Annotated in this window: 17 protein-coding genes; 5 read left to right on the top strand and 12 right to left on the bottom strand. The window is 45.1% G+C overall.

Annotation, left to right across the window (positions count from 1 at the left end; all coding sequences use genetic code 11):
• Positions 1 to 91: 91 nt before the first annotated feature.
• The 6 genes from KHS38_RS06425 to KHS38_RS06400 form a co-directional block, all read right to left on the bottom strand.
• Positions 92 to 244: a hypothetical protein gene (locus KHS38_RS06425; protein WP_213487673.1), complete on the bottom strand. Its 153-nt coding sequence runs from the start codon at positions 242 to 244 to the stop codon at positions 92 to 94.
• A gap of 43 nt (positions 245 to 287) precedes the next feature.
• Positions 288 to 686: a response regulator gene (locus KHS38_RS06420; protein WP_213487672.1), complete on the bottom strand. Its 399-nt coding sequence runs from the start codon at positions 684 to 686 to the stop codon at positions 288 to 290.
• Entirely contained in the window at positions 673 to 1,914 is a 1,242-nt protein-coding gene (locus KHS38_RS06415; protein ID WP_213487671.1) for a sensor histidine kinase, read from the bottom strand. Before KHS38_RS06415 ends, KHS38_RS06420 begins: the two co-directional genes overlap by 14 nt.
• Before the next feature lie 287 nt (positions 1,915 to 2,201).
• A complete protein-coding gene (gene ligA / locus KHS38_RS06410) occupies positions 2,202 to 4,214 on the bottom strand; it encodes an NAD-dependent DNA ligase LigA (RefSeq protein ID WP_213487670.1) in 2,013 nt (670 codons plus the stop codon).
• Positions 4,215 to 4,461: 247 nt separating this feature from the next.
• Complete coding sequence (locus KHS38_RS06405) at positions 4,462 to 5,400, bottom strand: 1-phosphofructokinase family hexose kinase (protein ID WP_213487669.1); 939 nt, start codon at positions 5,398 to 5,400, stop codon at positions 4,462 to 4,464.
• Positions 5,401 to 6,459: a class I fructose-bisphosphate aldolase gene (locus KHS38_RS06400; RefSeq protein WP_213487668.1), complete on the bottom strand. Its 1,059-nt coding sequence runs from the start codon at positions 6,457 to 6,459 to the stop codon at positions 5,401 to 5,403.
• Positions 6,460 to 6,647: 188 nt separating this feature from the next.
• On the opposite strand from KHS38_RS06400, the gene KHS38_RS06395 reads away from it, so the two are divergent.
• Genes KHS38_RS06395 through KHS38_RS06385 form a run of 3 tightly spaced genes read left to right on the top strand, consistent with a single transcriptional unit; the run spans position 6,648 to position 9,239 of the window.
• Positions 6,648 to 7,484 carry a sulfite exporter TauE/SafE family protein gene (locus KHS38_RS06395; RefSeq protein ID WP_213487667.1) on the top strand — a complete coding sequence of 279 codons (837 nt, stop codon included), beginning with the start codon at positions 6,648 to 6,650 and terminating at the stop codon, positions 7,482 to 7,484.
• Positions 7,485 to 7,488: 4 nt separating this feature from the next.
• Complete coding sequence (locus tag KHS38_RS06390) at positions 7,489 to 7,878, top strand: DUF1634 domain-containing protein (protein ID WP_213487666.1); 390 nt, start codon at positions 7,489 to 7,491, stop codon at positions 7,876 to 7,878.
• A gap of 50 nt (positions 7,879 to 7,928) precedes the next feature.
• Positions 7,929 to 9,239, top strand: coding sequence for an alpha/beta fold hydrolase (locus KHS38_RS06385; RefSeq protein ID WP_213487665.1), 1,311 nt, complete (start codon positions 7,929 to 7,931; stop codon positions 9,237 to 9,239).
• A gap of 98 nt (positions 9,240 to 9,337) precedes the next feature.
• On the opposite strand, the gene KHS38_RS06380 is transcribed toward KHS38_RS06385, so the two are convergent.
• Positions 9,338 to 11,176 (bottom strand): UbiD family decarboxylase, encoded by a 1,839-nt coding sequence (locus KHS38_RS06380; RefSeq protein WP_213487664.1) that lies wholly within the window; start codon positions 11,174 to 11,176, stop codon positions 9,338 to 9,340.
• Positions 11,177 to 11,289: 113 nt separating this feature from the next.
• Here KHS38_RS06380 and KHS38_RS06375 point away from each other — a divergent pair, with 113 nt between their 5' ends.
• Positions 11,290 to 11,739: an SRPBCC family protein gene (locus KHS38_RS06375; protein ID WP_213487663.1), complete on the top strand. Its 450-nt coding sequence runs from the start codon at positions 11,290 to 11,292 to the stop codon at positions 11,737 to 11,739.
• A gap of 332 nt (positions 11,740 to 12,071) precedes the next feature.
• On the opposite strand, the gene KHS38_RS06370 is transcribed toward KHS38_RS06375, so the two are convergent.
• Together KHS38_RS06370 and KHS38_RS06365 are read right to left on the bottom strand one after the other, a co-directional pair.
• Positions 12,072 to 13,826 carry a DUF885 domain-containing protein gene (locus tag KHS38_RS06370; RefSeq protein WP_349627912.1) on the bottom strand — a complete coding sequence of 585 codons (1,755 nt, stop codon included), beginning with the start codon at positions 13,824 to 13,826 and terminating at the stop codon, positions 12,072 to 12,074.
• 59 nt (positions 13,827 to 13,885) lie between these two features.
• On the bottom strand, positions 13,886 to 14,590 hold the full coding sequence (locus KHS38_RS06365) for an MBL fold metallo-hydrolase (protein ID WP_213487662.1): 705 nt from the start codon (positions 14,588 to 14,590) through the stop codon (positions 13,886 to 13,888).
• A 65-nt stretch (positions 14,591 to 14,655) separates the two neighbouring features.
• Between KHS38_RS06365 and KHS38_RS06360 the strand changes: the two genes are divergently transcribed.
• Positions 14,656 to 15,132: a DinB family protein gene (locus tag KHS38_RS06360; RefSeq protein ID WP_213487661.1), complete on the top strand. Its 477-nt coding sequence runs from the start codon at positions 14,656 to 14,658 to the stop codon at positions 15,130 to 15,132.
• Positions 15,133 to 15,184: 52 nt separating this feature from the next.
• On the opposite strand, the gene KHS38_RS06355 is transcribed toward KHS38_RS06360, so the two are convergent.
• The 3 genes from KHS38_RS06355 to KHS38_RS06345 are packed head-to-tail and all read right to left on the bottom strand — an operon-like array spanning position 15,185 to position 18,586.
• A complete protein-coding gene (locus KHS38_RS06355) occupies positions 15,185 to 15,757 on the bottom strand; it encodes a MarC family protein (RefSeq protein WP_213487660.1) in 573 nt (190 codons plus the stop codon).
• 3 nt (positions 15,758 to 15,760) lie between these two features.
• Complete coding sequence (locus KHS38_RS06350; RefSeq protein WP_213487659.1) at positions 15,761 to 17,062, bottom strand: MFS transporter; 1,302 nt, start codon at positions 17,060 to 17,062, stop codon at positions 15,761 to 15,763.
• Between the two features lie 36 nt (positions 17,063 to 17,098).
• Complete coding sequence (locus KHS38_RS06345; protein WP_213487658.1) at positions 17,099 to 18,586, bottom strand: amino acid permease; 1,488 nt, start codon at positions 18,584 to 18,586, stop codon at positions 17,099 to 17,101.
• Between the last annotated feature and the right edge of the window lie 71 nt (positions 18,587 to 18,657).

The following is an 18,657-nucleotide window of genomic DNA, read 5'->3' as shown; positions in this document are numbered from 1 at the left end:
AGTCGTATCCTGTAACAGGTAGTGTTTATTCCAGTTACGAATATGCAATGAAAAAACTGATAACCCTAAATTAATATGAGATAATCTGTATTTAAGCTTCAAGTAAAGTGATGACATCCTTACTAAACATCTCGCGCTGATGCTCGCCATCAACCAGATCAACAATTACCTGGTCGCCAATGATATCATTAATATAGCCATTGCCTTTAGGTGTAATCACTTGATCGCCTATTTGAAATTCCATTGTAGTATGTGTTTATGTAATAAGTACAGTTTTGGTTAATTTGTTACAAGTTACTTACAAGTTCTCTTAGCTGTTGTACGGTGATAGGCTTTACCATAAAGTCAGAAACTTGCTCAATATCAGCAGCACGTTTAAAATCGGCTTCGTCAATTGAAGAGCTGACAATGTAAACGGTGATTTTTTTGCCAAAGTGGGGAATCAATTCCTTAAACTTATCTAAAAACTGCCACCCATCCAAAATAGGCATATTCAGGTCAAGAAGTATCAATTCGGGCAGCAGGCCGGCTTTGTCTTTGTTAGCCGTAAAAAAGTCAAGTGCATCCTGGCCATTTTCAAAGAACAGGGTGTTCTCTGTAACATCAGCCATTTTTATTATTTTTTTAATCGTGAAAGTATAAATCTCATCATCATCTATCACACATAAAATCTCAATTTTGCTCATTAAAAGTTATTTTAAAAGTAGTTCCTTCGTTGGGCTTGCTGGTTACGGCAATGGTACCGCCTTGCGACTCGATCTGATTTTTGATCAGAAATAAGCCTACACCATGCGCATTTCTGTGGTGATGAAAGGTTTTGTATAAGCCAAATACCTTTTCGCCATGCAGTTGAAGGTCAATTCCTATGCCATTGTCGGTACAGGTTAATACCTTCCTGTTGTTTTCCGTGTAAGTATGGATGCCTATATGAGGCGCAACGTCGGGTTTCCGGTACTTTATACTGTTCGATATCAGGTTCATGATAATGCTTTCCAGGTAAATGCCCGGAAAAGATATCGTTTCTGCTTCAAAATTGAGGTCGATAACAGCCTGATTGGCATCTAAATCCGATTGCATTACTTCCAGTACTTTGCGCGTAACGCTATCAAAATGAAGGGTTTCGGGTTCTAAAACTGTTTCCCTGATTTTTATGACTGTCGAAAGGTCATCCAGCGTAGCGTTTAAGCGTTCGGATACCGTTTTTATTTTTTGAGTAATTTCTAAATTGTCTTCATCCAGCTTATCTTCATCAATCATGTCAGTAAGCAGGGAAATGTTGCTGGCATGATTGCGGATATTATGGGACAATATATGGGTAAAATTTTTCAACTGTTGGTTGTGCCGCGATAGCAGGTCGAGCGATTTATGAAGTATAGCTTCATTATCAGCCAACTTTTGCTCCGCAATTTTGCGTTCTGCAATCTCACGCTCCAATTCCTTTACCGTACGCAGGTTGAGCAGATGAGGCAAAATTTTATATAAGGCAAATACTGCAGCTATTGATATTAAGGCCGTAGTGAATTTGAGTACGGCACTGATACGGTAAGCTGGCCACCAAAAAATAATGGCATCAAACAAGTGGGTTGTACCGCAGGATATAATAAAAGCTACAAACAGCCAGATGACCTTGGGAAAAGGAATATCCTTACGCCTTGTAACCAGCGTAATAAGCAAAAGAGGAATGATATAATAGGAAGCCCAGATCAGTAGATCGGAAATGATATAAAGCCAGCCATGAAAGTCGGACCATTTGCCGCAATGCCAGCGTGGGGGCCAGTCAGACGTATCCAGCAGTTTCTTGAAAAAATCAGCCGTTTGGATGCCGAGCCCTTGCTCTGCAGCAGTAGTATGCTGATGAGCTGCATTACAACTTGTGCCGCACACTGCAGCAGAATTGGAAATAGGGGATGGCATATTTAATTATTTAACCAGAAATAACTTGATATCAGATAACCTTACTAACAAGCTAGCGGGTAAATATAGTTATCAAACGCTTTGCCATTAATGATTAATATCACTTGCAACACTTAAGATAAGTAGGGAATAGGACTAAGGTTGTTAATAAATGGTTATAAAATGGTAATAAAGCAAGTTTTGCCCTTATTGTTTTAAGATAACATGCCTTTATAATGAATTTGGAATTTCAAAGTTATAAAAGCGCTATCCAATTAGTTTTATCAGATAGCGCTTTCATGATTTTGCTATTGCAACATCTCAAGCAGATCTGCATCTGTAATGATGGGGATGTTCAGCTTGTTGGCTTTTTCTAATTTGGATGGGCCCATATTGTCGCCGGCTACCAGGAAATTCAATTTTGCTGATATACTACTGAGTATTTTGCCACCGTTCTGTTCAATGATCTCTTTCAACTCATCGCGCGAGTGGTTTTCAAATACGCCTGATATTACGAAAGTTTTGCCGGTTAATTTATCACTTTGCAGGGTAACTACTATTTCCTCAGCCTCAAACTGCAGACCTTGCGAGCGCAGCTTTTTCAGTTCCTCATGATGCACCGTTCCGCTAAAATATTCAACCAGGCTTTGCGCTATGCGTTCGCCAATTTCTTCAACGGCTGTTAATTCCTCAAGCGATGCAGCCTTCAGGCGATCTAATGTTTTGAAATGTGCTACCAGTTTGCGGGCTACGGTTTCGCCCACGTAACGTATACCCAAACCAAACAACACTTTCTCAAACGGCATCTGCTTAGATTGCTCAATACCTTTAAGCATGTTGTTGATCGATTTTTCGCCAAAGCGGTCCATCTGTTTCAGCTCCCCAGCTTTATCTTTTAATTCATATATATCGCTGATGTGATGAATTAAATCTTTTTTATACAGCGTTTCAATGGTTTCATCGCCCAGCCCATCAATATTCATAGCACGGCGACTTACAAAGTGCTGCATGCGGCTCACAATCTGCGGCGGGCAGCCCTCATCATTGGGGCAGTAAAAAGCAGCCTCGCCTGGCTTGCGCTCCAACGGGGTGCCGCACGATGGGCAGGAGGCCAGGTATGTAACCGGTTTGGCATCAGGCTTGCGCTTATCCAAATTAACGCTGATGATTTTGGGGATAATCTCACCACCTTTTTCTACATATACGAAGTCGCCCTCGTGCAGGTCAAGGCGCAGTATTTCATTTGCGTTGTGTAAGGTGGCACGTTTTACCGTAGTACCGGCCAGTAGTACCGGTTTCAGGTTAGCTACCGGGGTAACGGCACCCGTGCGGCCTACGTTATATTCAACATTTAACAATTCCGTTTCAACCTGTTCTGCCTTGTACTTATAAGCAATGGCCCAGCGTGGTACTTTGGCGGTAAAGCCCAATTCTTCCTGCTGGGCATAGTTGTTTACTTTGAGTACTATACCGTCAATATCAAAGCTCAGGTCAAAACGCTTTTGTTCCCATTCGTTAATAAATTCCAGTACCTCTTGCAGGCTGCGGCATAAACGGGTATGCTCACTTACATGAAAGCCCCAGCTTTTTACGGCCTGCAAACTGTCCCAATGGGTTTTAAATAAGGGTTTATCGGTATATAAAAAGTACAAAAAGCAGTCGAGCGGACGTTTGGCCACTTCGGCCGAATCCTGCAGTTTCATGGTGCCCGATGCAAAGTTGCGCGGGTTGGCATAAGCCACTTCGCCGCTTTCTATACGCTCATTATTTAAGCGTTCAAATGCTTTGCGGTGCATCAGCACTTCGCCGCGTATTTCAAAAGATACAGGGTAGTTGCCGGCAGCTAAGCGTTTGGGTACGCTGTGTATGGTACGTACATTCGCCGTTACATCGTCGCCTTCCACACCGTTACCGCGGGTTACCGCACGTGTTAGTTTACCATCTTCATAAGTCATGCTCATGGAAAGGCCGTCAAACTTCAGTTCGCACACATACTCAAAGTTATCGCCAATAGCTTTACGTATGCGCTGGTCAAAATCAACCAGTTCCTGTTCGCTGTAGGTATTACCTAATGACAGCATAGGCCAGCGATGCCTCACGGTCTGGAACTCTTTGGTGATTTCGCCACCAACTTTTGCGGTTGGTGAGTCTGGGTCTGCATATTCCGGATATTGTTTTTCAAGATCGGTTAGCTCCCGTAATTTCTGGTCAAAATCAAAGTCGGAAATAGTGGGCTGGGCCAGTACATAATAGTTGTAATTATGCTGTTTCAGCTCAGCTGTTAAGGTTTCTATACGTTCTTTAGCTTCTGTTGGCGACATGCAGCGAAGATACGAATTAGACAGAAAGGAGTAGAGGTGAGAATGCGTTTTCCGGTAGGCAGAGTATATGGATGATTGCCTATAAGACTATTTCCTTTTCCTGTAATTACAGAACGAGCAAATTGTCAGGTTCGCAATTCTGGGTATTATCTAATTAAATCCATGCCGTAAGCGGCCTTAAACAAGCGCTTATGGCATGGATTGATATTCAGAAAATTTAGCCTCCCGCTAAGTTAGGTATTGCGATTTACCGCATGCGGCCTGCCAGCCACTGGTATAATCTTTCGGCATCTTCTTTCTTGAAAAGTTCGGGACCCGCATTCATGGTGGCGGCACTGCCACAGGCTATGCCCATGCGTACCATCTGGCGCAGGTCCATGCCTTTTTCTAAAGCGTAAACCATACCGGCTACCATGCTGTCGCCCGCACCTACGGTGCTGCGTTTTTCAATCGGCGGGGCCTCTACCATTTCTGCAAAGTTCTGGGTAGCCACATAAGCACCTTCTGCACCCATCGATACCACTACAATCTGGCATTTGCCCGCATCAATAATTTGTCGCGTGGCCCGTTCAACCGAAGCATGGTCGGTTACGTTAATGCCGGTAAGCTTGCTTAATTCGGCCTGGTTGGGCTTCAATAAAAATACACCTTCTTCTACAGCGTGCCTTAAAGCCTCACCCGATGTATCTACAATCAGCCGGGCTTCATCTTGCTTGGCAATACGGGCTACTTTCGCTAAAAAGTCGTCGCCTATACCGGGGGGCATACCACCGCTTACCACAATCAGTTTAGGCTTGGGCGACAGGTTGCGTATTACGCTCAATATCTCCCGTTCTTCTTTCTGATGCAGTTCTACAGCAGGCATACCAAAGCGATACTCTTCGCGTACCTCACGGTTCATGATAATAAAGCATTCGCGGGTCAGATTGTCGGTTAGTACGGGTAGTTGGTTAATGCGTTCCAGTTTCAGCAAATCTTGCAGGTGCTGACCGGTATAGCCGCCCGACGGAAATATAGCAACGGAGTTTACGTTCAGTCGTTTCAATCCGCGCGATACATTAATGCCGCCGCCGCCGGGTTCAAATTTAGGATGATCGCAGCCCAGTTTGTGATCGGGTATAATCTTATCAACACAGGTACTTACGTCAACCGTAGGACTCAGTGTTAGCGTAACAATATGTCTCATTTATGCAATATCAATTTCAGGGGCCAAATATACATCCTGAATGGCATGTAAAAAGGCTACTCCTTCAGCAAATGGCCGTTGGAAAGCCCTTCGGCCTAAAATAAGTCCGGTACCACCGGCCCGTTTGTTAATTACAGCATCGGCCACGGAGTTGGCCAAATCATTTGCGCCTTTAGATTCGCCACCCGAGTTGATTAAACCCGCACGGCCCATGTAACAGTTAGCCAGCTGGTAACGGCACAGGTCAATAGGGTGGTCTGATGCCATTTCGCTATACATCAGCGGGTCACTCTTTGAAAAGTTGATGGCTGTGAAGCCGCCGTTCATCGTAGGCATTTTTTGTTTAATAATATCGGCCTGTATGGTAACACCTATATGATTGGCCTGTGCGGTTATGTCGGCTGCGGTTTCATAGTTAATGCCATCTTTCTTAAAATCGTTATTACGGGTATAGCACCATAAAATAGTTGCCATGCCCAGCTCATGTGCCCGTTCAAAAGCCTGCGCCACTTCTACAATCTGCCGGCTCGATTCTTCCGAACCGAAATAAATGGTGGCACCCACAGCCGCCGCTCCTAAATTCCAGGCATCCTCTACCGACCCGAACATGATCTGGTCATATTTGGTGGGGTAAGTAAGTAATTCGTTGTGGTTGATTTTAACAATGAAAGGTATTTTGTGCGCATACTTGCGCGATACCATGGCCAGGTTACCAAAGGTAGTGGCTACCGCATTTGACCCGCCTTCCATGGCCAGCTTTAAAATGTTTTCCGGATCAAAATACATCGGGTTTTTGGCGAACGATGCGCCAGCCGTATGCTCAATGCCCTGGTCAATAGGCAAAATAGACACATAGCCGGTACCAGCCAACCGGCCATGATTATATATAGCCTGCAGGTTGCGTAATACTTGCGGATTGCGGTTGCTTTGTGCAAATACCCGGTCTACAAAATCGGGCGAAGGCAGATGCAGCAAGTCTTTATCAAAGGTTTTGCTTTGGTGTTGCAAAAGGTTGTCGGCTTTATCGCCCAACAACGATACAATTTTTTGAAAAGCCATAGCTTTTTAGGGTTTAGTGAAGAAACTCCCTGTTATAACAGTGTATAGGTGCTATTGTTATCAATATTTTAATTGAAAAGACAAGTTCAGAATGCAGGCTATTAAGCACCGGCTTTCAGCAAAAGCTACCTTTTAAAGGCTACGGGCTAAATAATTGTTACCTTAGCAGCTAACCAAAAGCATTTTGCATGTCGGTTTTTATTTTTACCATTATTGTTTTGGCCGGCTCCTATTTAGCCGGTTTATTGGGTTCGCTTACCGGCTTAGGGGGCGGGGTAGTCATTATCCCGTTGTTAACTATTTTGCTTAAGGTTGATATCCATTATGCTATAGGGGCTTCGCTGGTATCTGTTATCGCTACATCATCGGGCTCGGCAGCGGCTTATGTAAAGGAGGGTATTACCAATATTCGCATCGGCATGTTTCTGGAAATTGCCACTACCATCGGGGCTTTCTTTGGTGCGGTGCTGGCCTTGTACCTGCATGCCAGCTTTATTGCCGTGCTGTTTGGTTTGATCCTGATCTTCTCGGCTTTCATGTCGCTCAAAAAGAAAGATGCTCAGGTACACGCACCAAAAAGCCTTTGGGCCGAAAAACTAAAACTGAATGGAAGCTACCCGGATAACGGCCAAACTGTAGAGTACGGTGTGCGCAAAGTAGGCGGCGGCTTTTTGATGATGCTTTTTGCCGGTGTGATATCAGGCTTGCTGGGCATTGGCTCCGGCTCATTGAAAGTGGTAGCTATGGATACTATAATGCGCGTGCCGTTCAAAGTATCAACCACCACCAGCAATTTTATGATCGGGGTAACGGCAGCGGCCAGTGCAGTGGTGTATTTGCAGCGCGGGTATATTAGTCCGGGGCTTTCCATGCCGGTTGTTGTCGGCGTATTGCTGGGGGCTTTAACCGGTTCAAAAATACTGGTGCATACGCATTCATCGCAGTGGTTGCGCTGGGTATTTGCCGTGGTAGTTACCTTTTTAGCAGTTCAAATGATTTATAACGGCTTACATCAAAAAGCATAACCTTATGGCAGCGCAAAAAACATTTAAGGATACGGACATGCAGCGCATACTGGGCTGGGTGTTGCGTGTGGGCGTAAGCTTATCGATGCTGGTTGTGTGTATTGGCGGCGTGCTGTATCTGTACAGGCATGGCAGGGAGGTGGTAAGCTATCAGAAGTTTACAGGCGTGCCCGAGTTTGTTCACTCACCTTTGGGTATATGGCAGGGCATTTTAACCGGACGGGGCAGGGCCATTATCCAGGCCGGTATCATTTTGCTGATTGCTACACCCGTTATCCGGGTAATATTTTCGGCTATTGGTTTTGTGTTAGAGAAGGACTGGCTGTATACCGGCATCAGCTTGCTGGTGCTATTGGTTATTGTGGCAAGTGCATTAACCGGTCATGGCGGTTAAGTTAAGATTAGCTGCAGGTATTTATAATTGTTAAGTTTGTATTCGTGATTATGAAAAAGATATATTTTCTGCTGAGTTTTCTATCGGCCATGGTGATTACCACACGTGCGCAAAGCACCGAGCCAATGGCCTACCGTATGGTTTTAAATAAATTTATACGCTACTACAACCGCAGTCAGGCCGATAGTGTGTTTAACCTGTTCGCCCCGGAGGTTAAAACTACCATGCCGGCCGATAAAAACCGGGAGATGCTGGGGCAACTGCAAACCCAGATTGGTGGTTTGCGCCAGGCTACCTTTGTTGGTATGGAGCAGAGCGTGGCCACTTACAAGGCCAATTTCCAAAAGTCTACCCTGGCTATGAAAATCAGTTTAAACGGAAGCCGCCAAATTAGCGGGTTGCTGTTTGACAACTATCCGCAGGAAGGGCAGGGGCAGGCAGCCGGTAAAGCTGCCATAGTGGATGATCCGGATGTAGTGGAAACGCCGCTGGCCGTTAAAACTTTATCGGGCACTATAAATGGTACCATTGCTATGCCTAAGCAGGCAAATGGTAAAGTGCCCGTTGTGCTGATTGTGCCATCCACCGGGCCAACCGATCGTGATGGCAACAAAATTAAGCTCAATCAAACCTCAAACAGTTACAAACTGCTGGCCGCTGCGCTGGCTAAAAATGGGGTAGCGTCAGCCAGGTATGATAAACGTTTGGTAGGCCAAACCTTAACCTCAACCAAAGAAACTGAACTGCGTTTTGACGATTATATAGACGATGCCGTAGCGCTGATTACCCAGTTACATGATGATCCACGCTTCTCAAAAGTAATAGTGCTGGGTCATAGTGAAGGTTCGCTGGTGGGTATGCTGGCTGCAGCCGGGCAACCGGCCAATGCCTTTATTTCGGTTGAGGGCGAAAGCCAGACTGCCGATAAAATCCTGACCGAGCAATTGAAATCGCAGCCTGAGTTTATCCGCAATAATTTTAAAGCTATTGTAGATACGCTGCGCAAAGGTAAAACCAATGATAAGGTTGATCCTACCTTGTACCCGATTGCACGGGTAAGCGCACAGCCCTACCTGGTATCATGGATGCGTTATGACCCGATACGCGAGTTGAAGAAACTTAAAATACCTGTTCTTATTATACAAGGTACTACCGATTTGCAGGTGAGCGTGGCAGATGCGGAGCGCCTTAAAAAAGTAAAGTCAGACTTTAAACTGGTGGTGATACCTGGAATGAATTACGTATTGAAAGAAGCCCCTGCCACTACGGCGCAAAACATTGCCACCTATAACCAACCCGAACTGCCTGTTAAGCCCGAACTGGTAACGGCCGTGGTTGATTTTGTGAAAGGATTAAAGTAGCCCCTCCAAACCTCCCCCGGTTGGGGAGGCTTAAAAGCAAAACAGCCATCCGCTTTTTAGAAAGCAGGTGGCTGTTTTGTTTATGAGCTATTGTTGTGTTAAATTATACCGTGCAGTTCGCCGCCATTTTCGCCCATTTTGTCCACTAATTTTTCAATAGCGGGGTCTTTTTCCAGTACAGGCGCATGGTGCGGTTTAATGCGCGCATTGATGATGAGCGGCCCGTGGCAGCCCCAGTGCTTATGTTCCGTAAAGCTGCGGATACCGTAAATATCGTGCGATGGATTGCTTCGGGTAAAGGTTACCCACACCAGGTTATTGATGTTTTGTGCCGTAAATCCGGCATCATCACAAAACACCATTAATGGTAGGCCAGATAGGTCTGTATCCTTTAAATAATCTTCCATAATGCTGATGGCATTTGGCAAATCGTCTTCGTGCAGGTATTTAGGCACCTCGACTACCAACACGCCAGGCATGGCCAGCTTAAATATATTGAATGGGCGCGGCAGTTCAAAACTGGCAGGCAACTCCGTCCACAATTGCCGTTTTACATCGCCGGCAACGGTAATGGCTACCTTGCTGCCGCTGTTGAGGCCGCTGCCGCTATAATCGAGTGTGTCAATAGTGGTTTTGGTATAGAAATGCAGATCGCGAGTTAAATCTACCCGTTCCAGTACATGTTTTAAAAAGCCGGTCAGGTCATTAACATTGAGTGCAGGGTTATCTTCCTTAGCCGCTATAAATAAGTATTTGGCTAAGCTAAGCTGGTTTTTACCCAGAATATGGTTGGCAATGGTAAGTATTTCCTGCGGCCGGCGGTCTTTCAAATAAGGGGTATAGCGCTCGCTGCCAATGGCAAACAGCAAGGGGTGCACGCCTGCCGCGTCTACTGCGTTTACTGCATGCAAGCCTGGGATTTCGGATGGTAAAGCCGAACCTGTAATTTCATGGATCAGCGCCCCGAAGCTGGTATCTTCCTGCGGAGGTCGTCCAACAACGGTAAAAGACCAGATCGCATCCTTGCGGTGATACACATTATGCACTTTTAGGAGCGGGAAAGGGTGCGTTAAGCTGTAGTACCCCAAATGGTCGCCAAATGGGCCTTCGGGTTTATTTTCATGCGGCATCAACGTGCCTGTTATCACAAAATCAGCGTCAGCCGAAATACAGAACCCTTCCGCATCATAAAAATAGCGGAACCGGCGGTTGCCCAGCGCCCCTGCAAAAGTCATTTCAGACAGGCCTTCGGGCAAAGGCATCACGGCCGCTACCGGGTGCGATGGCGGTCCGCCTACAAATATGCTTACTTTGAGCGGCTGCCCTTTGGCATTGGCTTTGGTTTGATGCACACCTATACCGCGGTGCAGCTGGTAATGCAGGCCAATCTCTTTATCCTGCACGTATTCATTGCCGCCCAATTGTATGCGATACATACCCAGGTTGGCATTCATGATACCGGGCTTGTCGGCATCCTCGGTGTATACCTGTGGCATGGTTACAAACGGGCCGCCATCCATAGGCCAGTTTACAATTTGCGGCAGTGCACTAACCTGCGTGCGGCCAAAGTTGACAGGCGCGCTTTTGCCAACCTTCATAGGCAGGGCCGATAAAGCTGTTAGTGCCACATTAGCATAGCTGAAAGGGCGTTTAATCGCCTTGATGGGATCAGTTTTTAAATCAACCAGCGTTTTGATCTTATCCAGCGTGTCGCGAAAAATAAACCGTGAGCGATCCAGCGTACCGAATAGGTTGGACACGGCCGGAAATTTACTACCCTTCACATTCTCGAATAAAATGGCAGGCCCCTCATGTTCAAACACGCGCAGGTGTATGGCGGCGATTTGCAGGTAGGGGTCAACCTCTTGCTTAATGCGGATGAGGTGTCCGTGTTTTTCGAGATCGGCTATGCAGGCTTGTAAACTTGGGTATCCCATGTACTGGTTATTGTTTAAAGTTCAAAAATACTTAAAAATGAGTACAACTCCGGGATTTGAACTTTTTGAAACTATTTTGACTTCTATTCGCTATTATTAAAATATTTAACCTTATGGAAAATAATGCATTAAAGTTAGGTGCAGAAAAAGATTTTGCTGTTCCTGTTGAGCGATTGTACCAAGCCTGGATTTCAGAAGATGATTTGAAGCAATGGTGGAAACCGTCCGAAAATCATTTGGTGTCGGTTGAGAACGATGTGCGCGAAGGCGGGCAGGTACGTTACGTATTTGCCGGTAAAAACGATGAAACCGATTTAGTGATAACCGGTGAATATAAAGAGGTAAAAGAAAACGAAAAACTGGTATACACCTGGAACTGGGATGTGCAAAGCAACTCGATACCACGCAGCGATCACGAACTGACTATCGAGTTTATTGCCGATGGCGATAATAGTAAATTACGTGTAAGTCAGGAAAATAAAGCGGAAGATGAATCGGTTAAGCCGCATGAACATGGTTGGGAAAAGTCGCTGAATGATTTGCAGGCATATTTAAGTAAATAAGTGAAGTTAAATGCATAAAAAAGGCTGTTATCCCGATAACAGCCTTTTTTATTTACCAGCGCAGGATTTTACGTAGAAGATTATCCATAGCCAAACCAGCCCTTTGATCAGGAAGAACAAGAAGCCTGCTACGCCCACACGTTTAAGCCATTTCTTCATAATTGCTTAAGATTACCCGGCAAAGGTAATAGTTTTACGCTTTGGGAGATATTGATATTATTGATGCCGGATTGGGAGAGCTTGGCCCTTGCAGTTGTTAGAGCTTTTAACTCAACTTCCTTTTAGCGCAAGTCTTAAAAGCGATAATGCCCAAAGTTAAAGCATCCAATCTGCTACTGCTTTTTCTCTAACATCAACTCTCTGATCATCTTAACCGGCGCACTGCCGTAGCCTAAAAACTTCTCGTTAAACTCTTTGAGCTTGTATTTGTCTGCCAGCTTTTTCTGGTAGGCATCGCGCAGGTCGGTTATTTCTTTGTAGCCGGTATAGTAGCTGGTAAGCTGCACACTGCTAACGCTTACACGTTTCCATTTACCTTCGGCTTCGGCCTGTTGCTGGAAGGCCTCACGGGTAAGCAGGTTAATGGCTTGTTCTTTACTCATGTTGGCAGTATGTACGCTGTAGTCGAGTATGGTATTGCATACCGAGCGTAGGTTCCATTTATACCACATCAGGCGCATTTCGGGCTCGTTGTTGCCATACCCTGCATTAAGCATCATCTCTTCTGTATACACGGCCCAGCCCTCAATCATGGCACCGTTTTGCAGTACCGATTTAACAAGGCTTGGAGCTTTGTTTGAATATACCAACTGCGTGTAATGCCCCGGAATAGCTTCATGAATGCAGAGTATTTGTAAAATATACTGGTTGTATTCGCGCAAATAACTTTCGGCACGTGCCGATGCCCAGCCAGACAAGCTACCCACGTTAAAGTAGGTATTGCCGCCCTTATCATAAGGCCCGGGCGAACTAACCGAAGCCCCGGCCACGCCGGCCATGTAAGCAGGCTCCCGGCGTACTACCAAAGGCTTGCTCGGATCAAGCGTCAGCAAGTCTTTCTCTTTTACAAAAGCCACCAGTTTAGGTATCTGCTTTTCAATGGCCGACTGGAAATCTTCAGGCTTAACATGCTTAGCCGATAGGGTGTCTATCACGCGGCCAATTAATGCCAGCGTATCTTTCGGCATGTCTGCTTTACCAAAGTATTTAGGCCACAATTCGCGGCTTAACTTAGCCATTTCGCGGTGCAGGTATTTTTTGCGTGATACAGCCGCATTGAAAACCTGCTGGGGCGTTAAAGCGGATTGTATATCAAACTTAAACTTGTCCTGATATAATTCGCGGCCTAAGCGAAAGCTGCGCGGTTTAACGCTTTTCAGATTGGTAAGCCATGTAGCAAATCCTTTTATGGCATCAGCCGATACTTTGGCCCTGGCAAGCATCAGCTTTTGGGTAGCTTCGGGTATTTTGGTTTTTTTGAGCGAATCGGCAAAATCTTTTTCCAGTACGCTGACACCGCCATTCAGCTGATCGGCGGCCAGGCTGGTTAATTCAGGAACTGGGTTTTTGATTTGTTTTTGTGCCTCTTTATAATAGGCCGGTATGTTGGCCATTCTTTCATAAAAGTTGCGCAAGCGTTTATCCAGTGGAGCATAATGCTCGTTCAGGATATAAGCGAAGGTGCCTATCACATTGTACGATGATGGGTCCCACTCATAATCTTTCAAAGTTTGTGTACGCCATTGAATTTTTTGCAGCTCGTTTTGGATCAGCTGGTAGTCTATCTTGTTGGCATCTGATAGGGTTGCCGGGGTGTACTTGGCCAGCGAATCGGCCTGGGCACCGGCAAACTTGAACAGGTGCTGGCGGCTGCCATCGGTAGGCACTATCAAAAGGCTATCGTATTTATGATAGCCGGTTTGCGTAGCACGGTCCGGATCTTCTTTCCATAAGGCCTCTAAAAACTGGGTGGTATAAGCGGTAAACGCAGCATCATCTTTAGTGCCTTCCATTGGTGCCGAGCCATCCTTTTTGCAGGATGATAAAGCCAAGGTTAGTACGGTTAAAGCAAGTAGCAGTTTGGTCACGATGTATAAACGTATGGGTTTTATAAAAGCATAAACCTAAACATTTAAGCTGAAATTTCTCAGCGGAAGCCAAATACATCTTTAAAAACGTCAGAGGCATCGGCCATAATAGGTTCGCCCTTGGTAAAAACAGCAGAGTTAAAAGCGATAGCCGTTAAGCGCTTTAAGGTGGCAAAGCTTTGATGCAGGTTATCGTAACGTGGGTTAAGTTTTAAATGGGTGCGGTTTTCGGCAATATCGGCGGCAAATAAAATGCCGCCATTTTTTGGATATAGCAAAGCAATTTCGCCATCCCAGTGGCCGGGTGCATGTATTACCTGCAGGCCTTTTTCATCAGGAACAAAATCGCCGTCTCTTACTTCGGTAATATGCTGTACCGATTTATTTCTTAACACCGGCAGTTTTTTAAGCGGGCCTTTGGCCAGAGCCTTAGAGAGCCGGTTAAAGATCTTTTTACTGAAATGATAGGCTTTGCCCTCCTTAATCAGCAAAGCATCATTAGGGTGTGTGTACACCTGGGCCTGCGTTTCGGCAACCATGTTTTCCAGGTCGCCGCAGTGGCTCGACCGGGCATGCGTTATAATTATATGTTTAATGTCAGAGGGTTTTGAGCCGATTTGTTTAATGGCTTCAAAAATCATTTTCTTGCTACCAGCCGGGCCAGTATTAACCAATATCAGTCCGTCATCGCGACGAATGATAAAGACATTAACAAACTGAAGCGGTATCTGGTAAACGTGAAACGTTATAGCTACCAGTTCCATAATTTAAATTTATAAACACATCAACCAACCAATAGTCAAATTGTTGTTACAATAAATCGAAGATTATGGCCGATACACAGCAAACAATTATAGATGAAGTAATTAAATTATTGCAGGGAGGCAGCGCCCATGCCGGCTTGGATGATGCCCTTGATAACTTACCGCCCGAACAGCGCGGCGTTAAGCCACACAACTTGCCTTATAGCATTTGGCAACTGGTGGAGCATATTCGCATAGCACAGTGGGACATGCTGGCGTTTAGCAAAGATTCCAGCCATAAATCGCCTAAGTGGCCGGATGAGTACTGGCCCCAGGAGGCAGCGCCGGCCAGCGAGGAAGTATGGAATCAATCAATTCAGCAAATCAAATCGGATTTGAACGCGCTGATCGACCTGGTAAAAACGCGTAATATATATGAGCCTATACCGCACGGCGATGGACAAAATATATTGCGGGAAGCCCTGCAGGCAGCCGACCATACGGCTTATCACGTAGCCGAAATTATTCTGTTAAGAAGATTGCTGGGTAGCTGGAAATCATAATATACAGCTTCAACAGAAAAGCCATCCGTTAAGGATGGCTTTTCTGTTAGTATTATAAACCGCTGTTGCTCCTGAACAGCTTAATGGCAATGGCCAGCAGTATTACCCCGAAGGCCTTGCGCAATACGTTTAAGCCGGTTTGCCCAAAAAGGCGTTCCAAACGTTTGGTATTTTTAAGCACAATATAAACAATAAGCGTGTTTAGCATAATACCAACAATAATGTTGGCTGTAGCGTATTGTGATTTAAGCGATAGCAGGGTAGTCATGGTTCCGGCACCGGCAATAAGCGGAAAGGCGAGGGGTACGATAGATATGGTTTGCGGCATATCATCCTCTTTAAAAAACTTGATACCCAGAATCATTTCCATAGCAATAATAAAGATCACCAATGAACCGGCTATGGCAAAGGATGAAATATCCAGTCCGATAAGTTTGAGTAACTCTTCGCCTACAAACAAGAAAGCAATCATGAGCACCAGCACAGTTATCGATGCCTTTTCTGATTCAATGTGACCTGCACGTTGCCGTAACTCGATGATAATGGGAATAGTTCCCAATATATCAATAATGGCAAACAGGATCATGGTAACAGAAATAATTTGACGTAGCTCGAATACAGGCATAGCTCAGGAAGTTTTTTGCTCTTTATTTTTTAATCGAAAAGTAAGCAAAAAACCTATCAGAATGAAAAAAGCCGATAAAAAGAATGTCATGTTCACCGAAATGGCCGTTACCCACCCGGCCAATATTGGACCCAAAGTTTGCCCTACAGAGGCGTATGATTGGTTTACGCCAAGTATTTCGCCCTGTCGGCTATCGTCGTTATGGTCGGCAATGATGGCGTTAAGCATAGGGTTGCGCAGGCCGTTAAACAGGCCGTAAACATACATACTCGTTATAAATGCCACCACCGCGCTGGTAAACCCGGTTACAAACATGGCAACCAGGCAAATAAGTGTAGAGGACAACAAAATAACCGCCCGTGAGCTAATCCATTTAGTAACAAGCGGCACGGTGAGCTGCATTAGTATACCGGTAACGCCAAACCCTGCATAAATAAGCCCGATCTGTGTAGGATTGAGCTTCAGCTTATCAACCGAAAAAGTCTGGAAACCGATGATCATCACAAATTGCGCCATGGTTAAAAAGAAACCAATAATGAGAGAGGTTCCTATAACCGGCATTTTCAGCGCGGTGATAATAGATGCGAAAGTGAAGCGGTTTTTCGAAGTACCGGTATTTTGAGGTTGGTGTGTGTCTTTTGTTTTTGAGTTCCTGTCTTCCTTCTCTCCATTCTCCGTACTCTGCTCTGCGCTACCCTTTGTTTCCTTCAGTAAAAAAATAGCACATAGCGAGCCAATAAGCGCAATACCAGCCGCAAAGTAAAAGGGTGCCTGCATGCCCAGCTTACTTAGTAAACCGCCTATAGCCGGGCCAATTACAAAGCCAAAGCCAAAGGCCGAGCTTAGTATCCCAAATTTACGGGCCCGGTCCTGCGGCGTGGATGTGTCCGATATCATGGCCTGTGCCACGGATATATTGCCCCCGGTAACGCCATCCAGCAGGCGGGCAGCAAATAGCATCACTAAGTTTTGCGCCGTGGCAAACAGAATGAAGGATACACAGGTACCGGCCAAACTGATAGCCAGCAAAGGCTTGCGCCCCCATTTATCAGACAAGGCTCCCAGCAATGGTGTGGCAAAAAACTGTGCTACCGAAAATGTTGCAGTAAGTATACCGATTGATTGCTCATTGAGCCCAAACTTTTTGCCGTATGAATATAACAGCGGTACAATGATACCAAAGCCCATCGAGTTGATGACGCACACTAATACCAGTATCCATAAACTTTTGTCAATCTTCATCAGGGCTGTGGTTTGCCAATTGGTACGGATAGTAAAGGATTGATAACAAAAAAGGTTCTGCATTTTGTGCAGAACCTTTTTATGTATTTGAATAGTTACTTAGTCTTTGGTTAAAGGTGTAACAGGAGGGTCAATAGCTTCAGCTGCTTTTCTGTTACGGATAACTGAATGTTTAACGCCATAAGTATAGTAAATTACCAAACCTAACAGCATCCAAACACCTAAACGGATCCAGGTATCAGCAGGTAATGCAAGCATCATAATAACACAAATAATAACGCCCATAATTGGCACAAATGGTACCCATGGAGTTTTGAATGGTCTTGGAATATTTGGCTCCGCTTTTCTGATAACCAGTACGCCAATACAAACTAAAACGAAGGCAAATAAAGTACCGATTGATACCATCTCGCCAACAACTCTTACCGGAACAAATGCAGCAAATAAGCTTACAAATACGGCGAATAATAAATTTGATTTATAAGGAGTTTGGAACTTTTTGTGCAGACTGGCAAAGGTTTTCGGTACTAAACCATCTTTTGACATAGTGTAGAATATACGCGACTGGCCCATCAGCATCACCAGAATAACCGAAGTGTAACCAGCTAAAATAGCTACGATAATAGCTTTTTGTAACCAGGCATAAGGGGTTTTGGCAATAGCCACTGCTACCGGAGCAGCACTGTCTTTAAATTCTTTATAGTTGGCAACACCAGTCATTACGTGTGAAAACAATACATAAAGAATGGTACAAACTAATAACGAACCGATAATACCAATTGGCATACCTGTTTTTGGGTTTTTAGCTTCCTGAGCTGCAGTAGATACCGCATCGAAACCAATAAAGGCAAAGAATACCACACCAGCACCACGTAAAACGCCAGACCAGCCAAACTCGCCGAATTTACCGGTGTTTTCAGGAATGTAAGGCGTGTGGTTTGCAGGGTTGATATAGCCCCAGCCCACTGCAATAAATACCAATACAACGGCAACCTTTAAAATAACCAGCACGTTATTGATAAATGCTGACTCCTGAGTGCCGCGTATTAATAAAAGCGAAAGGCATACAATGATGAATACAGCCGGAAGGTTTATCATACCATTAACCAATGTACCGTCGGCCAGCGTTACCGTTTCCCATGGCGACATGGTGAACTGTGGCGGTATGGTGATATCAAACGAATGCAGAAATTTAATGAGATACTGTGACCAGCTGATGGAAACGGTGGCTGCACCCAGGGCGTACTCCAAAACCAAATCCCAGCCAATGATCCAGGCCATAAACTCGCCCATAGTGGCATAAGAGTAGGTGTAGGCACTACCTGCAATAGGTATCATACTGGCAAACTCGGCGTAGCACAAACCGGCGAAAGCACAGCCAATAGCACCGATGATGAAAGAGATGGTTACAGCAGAACCTGCATTGTTTGCCGCAGCAAGGCCTGTCAGTGAAAATAAGCCGGCACCTATAATGGCACCAACACCTAATGTTACCAGATTGAAGCTCGTTAAAGTACGTTTTAATGAACCTTCGCCACTTGCGTTAGCTTCTTTCAGTAAAACATCAAGAGGTTTTTTAAATCTCATACAGCGTATATGTTAATATCAATAAGTTAAATATATTGTTGCCCAAACCTACTTAAATTTTATGAAAACCT

It is taken from the genome of Mucilaginibacter sp. Bleaf8 (assembly GCF_018390515.1).
GTDB lineage: Bacteria > Bacteroidota > Bacteroidia > Sphingobacteriales > Sphingobacteriaceae > Mucilaginibacter.
The sequence above is the reverse complement of the archived record's forward strand: the minus strand, read 5'-3'. Positions and strand labels throughout refer to the sequence as shown.